The sequence below is a fragment of the Marinobacter sp. EVN1 genome (genome assembly GCF_000475375.1).
Classification (GTDB): Bacteria; Pseudomonadota; Gammaproteobacteria; order Pseudomonadales; family Oleiphilaceae; genus Marinobacter; species Marinobacter nauticus.
The window spans coordinates 1-7,699 of sequence record NZ_AXCB01000046.1; the positions used below are offsets into that span (position 1 = coordinate 1).

Genomic DNA, 7,699 nt, shown 5'->3' on the forward strand with positions numbered 1-7,699 from the left:
GAGACTTATTCAGAGCCTCCCCAAGTTTCCATGAATAATGGCCCCTGAGTACTGATTGACTATCGTATATTCATACGCGACTGCCTCTATATCATCCCATTCTGAGTAGTAGAGTTCGCCTTTTTGATCGTAGTAAATCTCCCGCGTACGCCGATTAAGAACTACAGGTAGCATGGGCGGACGGCTAATCTCCCATATTGCAGGAGCAATAATGACTAAAACTGAGAGAAAGAAAACCCACCAGTCCAAATTCGAACTATAACGTGTTCCAAATAGGTTAGGCAGCAAAACAAGTAGTATTCCAACGGCTCCCACAAAAAAACCTACACCTGTAAGAATACCCCTGCTATCAGTGCTGCCGGTTCTCAAAGCCAAAGACACCTCATCTTGTGACTCCACAAGACCGGGCTGGGATGGAGCATAGCCAGTACCCGAGCCACCGCTCAGTTGAAGAGCATTTGAGGAACTCCCAAATTTATTAGTTACAGCGTCAAACAACTTTTTCGCGTTTTCAATCACCAGATATCAACCTTTACCGGAGGCATTTCCAAACCGGGTTGTGGACGATATATCAGCTCCCCTGAAGTCCATAGATCGGGTCATCATCGTGATAAACCTTTCTGTATGTTGCGGTGGCTGCGGCGTGCTCACGGCTACCTTATTCGACCCAGTAGCCAGATTTTCCAAGTCTGGGTGGACCTAATACTGGGTCAGGATCAAATTAATTGATGGGTTTGGAGTGATTAACAACGCAGCGGAAGCCTTGATAGTAGGAGTTCAGGCTTCTTCCCCTTCTCCCCTAGACCGTCGCATTGCCGCCAACATGATCACCCAATCCCGCCAGATCTCTTACAACCCTTTGATCCGCATGTTCGTTGCTCGGCTGCTTTGCTACAGGATTTTTGGCCGAGAGATGATCATAACCGGGATAGAACCAGTCTTTCGTCCATTCCGCTACATTCCCAGTCATATCATGCAAACCGAGAGGATTTGGAGGATAAGATCCAACAGGACGACGCTCCACATCATTTGATGAATGAATCAGCGCGTTGCCAGAAACAGGTTGCATCGGATCAATATATTGCGATGGACGCTGAAGATACTTGTCTAGCTCTACTTCCCCAGTATCAGTTGCAAAGGCAATGGGTTGGCCTCGGTTCCGTGCTGCGTATTCCCACTGGGTCTCTGAAGGTAGCGAGTAAGGCAGGCCTATCTTTTCAGCGAGCCACAAACAGTAGTTATCGGCCTCATCGAAATTTGGACTTCGCGCTGGTTTGTCTTGGTAATTCGGCGAGGCAGGATCATCATTTGAGGTTATGGGCAACCTCACAGCACGTTTGAAGCCCTTTTCAACTGTATAGTCGCCCGCTCGCCCCACATCCTTTAGAAACGTGACGAACTCCCCCCAAGTAACCTCTGTTTTGAGAATTGAAAAGCTCTCGATCTCTAAAAGCTTTGGCGGTTTGTTGTCATCAGCGATCGGGTTAAAAAGCTCACCAGATTCGTTGCCGACATCTCCTAGCCAAAACTCACCTCCCTCGACAAAGACCAGATTGCTTTTGGAACTCTGGAGTACCGCTTCAATTTCAGTTTCTGAGGGCGCCTTTGGTGAGGAGCATCCGGCAAGGAAGACGAGAAACGAAATCGCGCTAACAGCGTCCATTGCGCTAGAGAGTAACTTTAATAACATCAGACGATCCCCGAAGCTCGACAAGCAGAAAACGGATTTAAACGAACAGGACCAACCAGATTAGCTGTCCTATCCTCCAGAATTCGCTTGTAAAGGTTATAGTGGCTAGCGTTTTTCTCTATGAAACTGAATACGTTCCCAGAAGAGAATGTCCAGTGCCGCCGGCCACTATCGTCGCTACATAGCTGAGAAGAACGAGCGTTGAGGGTAAGAAGAGATAGGCTGAAATATACTGCATTGATAGTAACGTCCGTGTTTTGCTCCACGACGCGACGTGGAGGAGTTTCCTTGAGACGATCTGTTGATAGCTCCTGCAAATTTACCACGCGACGGAACCCCAGTAGAGAGAGTTTTCTGTATTCAACTACCGTTTTCGCCATTATGAACGCGACTTCAACAACGTCAGTAGCCCATGAAATACAAATTCTGTAAGCTTTACCAATTAAAACTTTTCGGAAAGGATACCGAGCCCGTCATGCAAATAGCACCAATCCGCCGTCTTTCTCTTGCCGCTGCCGTTATGCTCGCCACCGCTGGATGCGGGGCTTATTACGAATACCAGGCGAATGATATGGTCGAGCGCCAGATGAAGACGATGGTGTTTGTCGAGGGTGGCGAATTCATGATGGGAAATCCGGGAGGATGGAGTGTCCGGAGAGATACATTGCCCGTTCACAGGGTCGTTCTGGATGATTTTCACATTCAGAAATATGAGGTGACACAGGGGGATTTCGAGCTTTTTCAGGCGGTAACCGGTTATGAGCATTCGGATAAGTTTTACAATAATTACCGGGACGATAATCCGGACCGCTATGACTCTGAACTACCCGCGGTGGCCTCATGGACCGATGCAATGGCCTTCTGCCAGTGGCTGGGTGAAATGAGTGACCACCCCGTCACTCTGCCAACCGAGGCGCAGTGGGAATATGCGGCCCGCGCAAGAGGCCAGAATCTTCGCTACGCCACGAAAAATGGCAAAGCGGAGGCTGGTATTACAATGGCCCCCAAGCCGACGAGCAGTCGTTACGATGAAGTCCCGAGGGAGGAACCATTGCCCAATCCTCCAGGCACCTTTCCCCCGAACCCGATCGGGCTCTATGATATGTCCGGGAACGTCGCAGAGTGGGTGCGTGACTATTATCGGGAGGATTATTACGAGAACTCCCCAGTGCAGAACCCCAAAGGCCCTGAAACGGGCTTGGAGCTGACTTTCGAGGGAATAACCGATACTCACCGGGTTCAACGTGGCGGCGACTATCGAGATTTCATTGGCAACACGACCGTTACTCGCCGTAAGGGTGTTCCAAGGCTTAGTAGCGAACAAACAGGCTTCCGCTGCGCCTACTGAATAAATAAAAGCCAACATAATCAGCCATATACACCTCTAAGCCACTCCTCGGCCGCGACGGACTGTTGCGATTTAAATAGCTTCTGAAACATCAGTTGGGCGTAATTTGTTCTTAAATCGTTAAAATCACCCTTACTACCCTCGTTACCAATACGCTTAAGAACCTCAATAAACTCACGATGACTGGAAATAGTCTTAAGAATCTTAAGTGCAGCCAGGGAACCAACTTCGTGGTAGGGATCACTGCCCCCAAACAAGGGCGTACTGTCCTGTATCAGAATAGATAGAACCTCTGCCTTCGCGCTTGGCGTCAAAGCATTCAAAGATTCGTTCTTCAGCACACCATCAGCGGCATCTTTTACCCGTGTATCTGCTGTTGTTAAGCTTTCCCAAAATTCATTAATTCGAACGACACTCAACTGCATCAAATCCACAAAATCGGATTCACTTACCGCAAACGCCTTCAAAAAAAACGTAATATACTCAAATGCCTCAGCTTCAATCCACTCCAAAAACCGGAAGTCAGACTGCTCCAGCGACCAGCGTATAAATTTAACGAGCTCCCAGATCTGACTACGGTTTAACTCAGCAGCCACACCGCCACCTCCGCCAGGCCCCAGGACCAGGCTCCCTTTCGCGTAGAGCACTAGTTTGCCTTCCGAGAGAGACACCTTGAAGTTAAAGCCCGCGCCAATGCCTGCTGATACTGCGGCTTCTGCCTTGACCTCCAACAGCGACTTAAACTCCGCCTCAGCTTGTTCCGGCGTCCAGTCCGCCGTGCACATCTCCCCCATAACCTTGTCGTATGCTGCTTTCCACTGCACTGAAAAGCTGGCTTCGTTACTTACACTTGCCCCGGCGAATGCCTCACCATTGGTTTCGCCCCATATGCCGACATTGCCGGGGTCAGTGGATACTTTGGCGTTGGCTGCAAGAGACGCACAGGCGCCAGCAAATCCCTGAATTTTATACTCAGCATCGGCCCTCAAGAATCCACAATCAAGCGTCTTTTGCCCGCCCATCGGATCTTCGTAGTTAAGCACCAGTTCGTGACCTTGGGCGTCCGGCAGTTGTGCTTTGAGTGAGGCCTGCCCCTGCAGCAAGCTATAAGCGCCTTCTACCTTGCCTCCAATATAAGCTTCTTTTTTATCTGGATCATAACCTGCCTCCAGCCCAGCCTTGGCGGCGAAGCGAAACATCTGCGCTTCAGCGTCGGCTGCAAATCGGCCGTCTTCCGTCGCAGCACTGGCTTTTACAAGCTCTACTTCCAGTTGGTTGAAGAAGTTATCTTCAGAAGTTTGCCACCCCGCTATTTTTAACTTGAGGGATCTATTAGTTTTCAGGCCTTGTTTAGCTTCCCCCCAAGCGCGATCAAACTCTCCCGTTTTCATCGCCGCTCTGACATCCGCCATTTTTAGTGGACGCCAGTTTTCGCGAAATTGAGCAACCATTTCGCGACGGACATAGCGATAACCGCCTGTACCGGTGTGCTTAATTTCAAACAGGGTGCGTTCGGGACCTGACTGGGGCGTAGCAAGGACGTCAACGGGCTGAGGTGCGCTTGTCCGAACGAGGCGATCAAGCATCATTTCCTGCTCCACGGTCAACCGCGTATATTCTTCCTGAGCTGAAGCCTGCTCGTCCGTTTCATCCTCAGTCACGGCTTCGTATATCCAGTAGATGGGACTGGTTTTCTGGACGATCGAAACAAACGTGTCCCATACTGGAGTTCGCTCCTCATCAAGCTGATTCAGTTTTTTCTGGCGCTCGGTGAGGATGCGAATATCTGACTCAGCTATGTAACTTGGCCACAGTGTGGCCTCTTTCAAGCGTTCAGATTCGATTCTGAGTTGTTCCTGTCGGGAGTGGGGCGCGTTATCGTCGGTTTTTACCAGACGATAACTAATCTCAGCCTCTAAAGCTGCCCGGAGCAGCTTTAGCTGCTTGCTCATGGACTCTACGTCGCCCTGACAACTTTTGGCTGCTTTTTCGTGAGCCTCTAATGTGGTCTTCACCGAAGGCAAAGTGCGCGTAAGCTCCTTGTACAAAGTTTCAAACACGGCCAGAGACAGCCGATCCTTTTCTGATAAAAGCGGCTGTCTCTCCTCTAAAGGCTTGAATATCAGTTCTTTGATCCGGTCGATCTCAAACCGGATGCGGGTATGTCTTCTTCGCTGGTGATCGAGCCTTTTTCTGGCAAGAGCCCACTTGGCCTCGTATTCATTTAAGAGTTCTTGGGCCGTTGAGGTTTTTTGTGACGCGGGCAATGCGCCAAGGCTTTTCAATTTTTCCCAAACCACTTCCCTGGCTGCTGGAATATCCGCGTCCGGCCCTTCCTCTTTTTTTCGCAATTCTACCAGTGGCGCTTGCAGCTCTTCGATTTCCAACTCGATTTCGTCTAGCTGTGACCGGGTGAGAGCGTAAACGGTATCCGGCTCATCGGTAAGATGGAGCAATGCAGCACATTCAACCGCACAAGCTGAATATTCCTCTCCTGTACTTGCATCATTGGAAGCCTTGGCAGGGGGCATGCTACACGTGGACGATCCGTCAGTTTCGGGAATATCCAACGTCCATCCAGCTTCAATATGGTTCACGTCACTAATGATGTCGTTGCTGGCTTTTATGTCATTAACAGATACCTGGTGCCTGGCGGCAATATCCGTAAGGGTGTCGCCCGACTGGACTTTATAATTGGGCATTCAAAGCCTCCGAATTGCTTTCCATTGCCGTCATTTGTTGCGCAGGCGTCAATGCCTGTTGTTCCATGACTGTCTTAAACGCCTCCTGCCGGTAAAAGCTATCGCCATACCGTATCGCCAGCCTCAACCAACGTTCCTGGTCTGCTTTTGTTTTAAACCCTGATTCATTAGCCTTCATAAGGCAGCTCATAACCCAGGTTTGGGGGTCTGAATGCACGACAAGGTTGCCACGATAGTACTCGGCGTATTCCCGGGCATGTTCGGCGAGCCTGTACCACGAAACGTCTTTGAGCTGCTCTGTTGTCACAACGGGCGATTTCTCACCTGCTTCAGGATTTTCGCTAGTCGACTGGTACTGCCCCCATTCGTGGCCGTTATGCCATGCCCAGGTTTCGCCGAGTCTGACCAGGTCAGCTCGCTGCATGTCGGTCATGGCGGCGATAAGCGGGGTCAACATGCGGGGCTCATAGAAGCGTAAAATCGAGGCGCCGCTATTGAAAAGCCAGCGCTGACAGCGCTGCAGCATCTCGGCACCATCAGCGCTGGACTGGATTAGCACTCCCAATGGCTTGGTTTGCATCATCATAACCAGCTCGCCGGCAAATTCCGGTGCTGAGGTAAGATCCAGCAATATAGGACCCTGCTCCCAATCAGCCTGCCAAGATGAGCCAAGGAAAAGGCTGAACCATTCCATATTTGCTTGTGTCATGCTGCCGTATAACTGACGGAGAAAACCGGCATCCGCCGCAAGGTCAACAATGCCGAAAGTTGGTTCAGTTGGAGTGGCCCGGCTTAATTCGAGATCATCAAGCGTGTTGATGTAATTTACAGCGTCCATGCTCGTCAAACTCACAGTCGGAAACGGTCAGGCTGCCAGCGCTGGCAGCCTCTTTTAGTACGGTTTTTGCTGGCGTTGCTGTTGCCGGGACGGCATCCGTGCGTTGTCCAACGTCCGCCAACCTATCTGAAGTGACTATTTCCCCCACTGCAGTCATAAGCTGGGGCAGACTGGCAGTCTTAACAGCAGCCGATATACCACTCCCGGGCCCACCTCCGGAATTCATCCGCACCAAAGGCCCAGACACCGTCACCCCACTCGGGTCTACCTTCACAAAGCTGCCTCCCGCTTTAAGTGTCACCTCGGCACCCGCCTCAATCACAATTTTCATACCGGCCTTGTGATGGATTTCGGTGCCGGCTTCCACCAGCTGGTTTTTGCCCTGCTTGCTGTGGTGGCTGCCGTTTACGGTGAGGCTGTAGTCGGCGCCGATGCTCTCACGATGTTCGCCATCTGTGGTGTGGTGGCGGTTGCCTTTGGTGTGGCTGAAACGGTTGTTTTCCACCGTCAGGTGGCTGTCGTTCCTGATGACTTCGGTGCGGTTGTTTTCCGTCAGCAGGTCCAGGTCTTTCTGGGCGTGCACGTAGATCTGCTCTTCGCCCGCTTCGTCTTCAAAGCGCAGTTCGTTGCTGCCCTCGCCCTTGTGGGTTTTGGTCTTCAGGGTGGTCCGGGTTTTGTGTTCCGGCAGCGCGTACGGCGGTGTGTTGGTGGCGTGGTAGGTTCTTCCGGTGATGATGGGCTGGTCCGGATCACCGTCGAGGAAAGACACGATCACTTCATTGCCGATTCTGGGCAAGGCCATGAAGCCGTACTGGCCACCGGCCCAGCCCTGGGCCACGCGCAGCCAGGCGCTGCTGTGTTCGTCGTTCTTGGAATAGCGGTCCCACGGGAATCTTACTTTTACCCGGCCATACTGGTCGCAGTGGATTTCTTCACCCTCGGGGCCGGTGACGAGGGCCATCTGGGGGCCGTCCATCACGGGTTTGTGGTTGCACAGCGGGCGCCAGGTTTTGTCGGCCGGGATGGCGCTGAAGGTGTTGTGGTAGCTGGTAGGTTCGCTGCCACCCTCTTCTTCCAGGGCCTGGGGCTGTTTGCCGGTGTGGGTGATGGCGGTGAGCAGC

General features: G+C 51.6%; 6 protein-coding genes. 1 reads left to right on the forward strand and 5 read right to left on the reverse strand.

All coding sequences use genetic code 11. The features are described 5' to 3' along the window. Positions 1 to 9 precede the first annotated feature (9 nt). The gene (locus Q674_RS36915; RefSeq protein ID WP_023009690.1) at positions 10 to 519 is read right to left on the reverse strand and encodes a hypothetical protein; all 510 of its coding nucleotides are present in this window, start codon (positions 517 to 519) and stop codon (positions 10 to 12) included. 280 nt (positions 520 to 799) lie between these two features. Further along, the gene (locus Q674_RS36920) at positions 800 to 1,690 is read right to left on the reverse strand and encodes a formylglycine-generating enzyme family protein (RefSeq protein WP_023009691.1); all 891 of its coding nucleotides are present in this window, start codon (positions 1,688 to 1,690) and stop codon (positions 800 to 802) included. 412 nt (positions 1,691 to 2,102) lie between these two features. Between Q674_RS36920 and Q674_RS36925 the strand changes: the two genes are divergently transcribed. Beyond that, entirely contained in the window at positions 2,103 to 3,038 is a 936-nt protein-coding gene (locus Q674_RS36925) for a formylglycine-generating enzyme family protein (RefSeq protein ID WP_081698955.1), read from the forward strand. Positions 3,039 to 3,058: 20 nt separating this feature from the next. On the opposite strand, the gene Q674_RS36930 is transcribed toward Q674_RS36925, so the two are convergent. From Q674_RS36930 to Q674_RS36940, 3 genes are all read right to left on the reverse strand, one after another. Continuing rightward, positions 3,059 to 5,740, reverse strand: coding sequence for a LysM peptidoglycan-binding domain-containing protein (locus Q674_RS36930; RefSeq protein WP_023009693.1), 2,682 nt, complete (start codon positions 5,738 to 5,740; stop codon positions 3,059 to 3,061). Beyond that, positions 5,727 to 6,578 carry a DUF4123 domain-containing protein gene (locus Q674_RS36935; protein WP_023009694.1) on the reverse strand — a complete coding sequence of 284 codons (852 nt, stop codon included), beginning with the start codon at positions 6,576 to 6,578 and terminating at the stop codon, positions 5,727 to 5,729. Before Q674_RS36935 ends, Q674_RS36930 begins: the two co-directional genes overlap by 14 nt. Continuing rightward, positions 6,547 to 7,699: type VI secretion system Vgr family protein (locus Q674_RS36940; RefSeq protein ID WP_023009695.1), on the reverse strand; the 1,153-nt coding region annotated here is incomplete at its 5' end. The genes Q674_RS36935 and Q674_RS36940, both read right to left, overlap by 32 nt.

Excerpts from the sequence above, each read along its gene's own strand:
- Q674_RS36930 (WP_023009693.1), bottom strand. The coding sequence starts at position 5,740 with ATGCCCAATTATAAAGTCCAGTCGGGCGACACCCTTACGGATATTGCC.
- Q674_RS36925 (WP_081698955.1), top strand. The coding sequence starts at position 2,103 with ATGAAATACAAATTCTGTAAGCTTTACCAATTAAAACTTTTCGGAAAG.
- Q674_RS36920 (WP_023009691.1), bottom strand. The coding sequence starts at position 1,690 with ATGTTATTAAAGTTACTCTCTAGCGCAATGGACGCTGTTAGCGCGATT.
- Q674_RS36935 (WP_023009694.1), bottom strand. The coding sequence starts at position 6,578 with ATGGACGCTGTAAATTACATCAACACGCTTGATGATCTCGAATTAAGC.